At 46.8% G+C, this 498-nt stretch carries 2 protein-coding genes; one reads left to right on the plus strand and one right to left on the minus strand.

The genetic code is table 11. The features are described from left to right. On the plus strand, positions 1 to 281 hold a 281-nt coding region (locus RAD15_RS43555; protein ID WP_458184822.1), incomplete at its 5' end, for a TRAP transporter large permease subunit. Between the two features lie 157 nt (positions 282 to 438). Here the strand turns inward: RAD15_RS43555 and RAD15_RS43560 are convergent. Continuing rightward, positions 439 to 498 (minus strand): oligogalacturonate-specific porin KdgM family protein (locus RAD15_RS43560; protein ID WP_458184823.1); only part of this gene is annotated, 60 nt, incomplete at its 5' end.

Below are 498 nucleotides of genomic sequence, written 5' to 3' on the forward strand. Positions count from 1 at the left end.
CCATTCTGATTTTTACCCCGATTCTGCTGCCGATCATGGCTAAACTGGGCGTCGATCCGGTGCATTTCGGCATTATCATGATCTATAACCTGGCGATTGGCACCATTACGCCGCCAGTTGGCAGTGGTTTATATGTCGGGGCGAGCGTCGGTAAGGTCAAAGTTGAGGAAGTGATTAAACCGTTGCTGCCTTTTTACGGCGCGATTATCGGCGTTCTGTTATTAATTACCTACATTCCGGAAATCACACTGTTCTTACCCCGTCTACTGGGCATCATGTAAGCGCATAGTTTCCTGCACATCTCGTTGCCGGATGGCGATTCGCGTCTTATCCGGCCAACGCACGATAATAATTATCCGCAGGTCATCACCAGGTAAAAAAAACCGGCTACCTATAAAGTAGCCGGAAAAGGGAATAAATAATAAACAGGGATAATGATTAGAATGTGTAGCCTATACCCACGCGGAAACGGGTTTGTCTTTCATCGCTGTTACTATT

The sequence above is a fragment of the Bradyrhizobium sp. 14AA genome, from assembly GCF_054185205.1.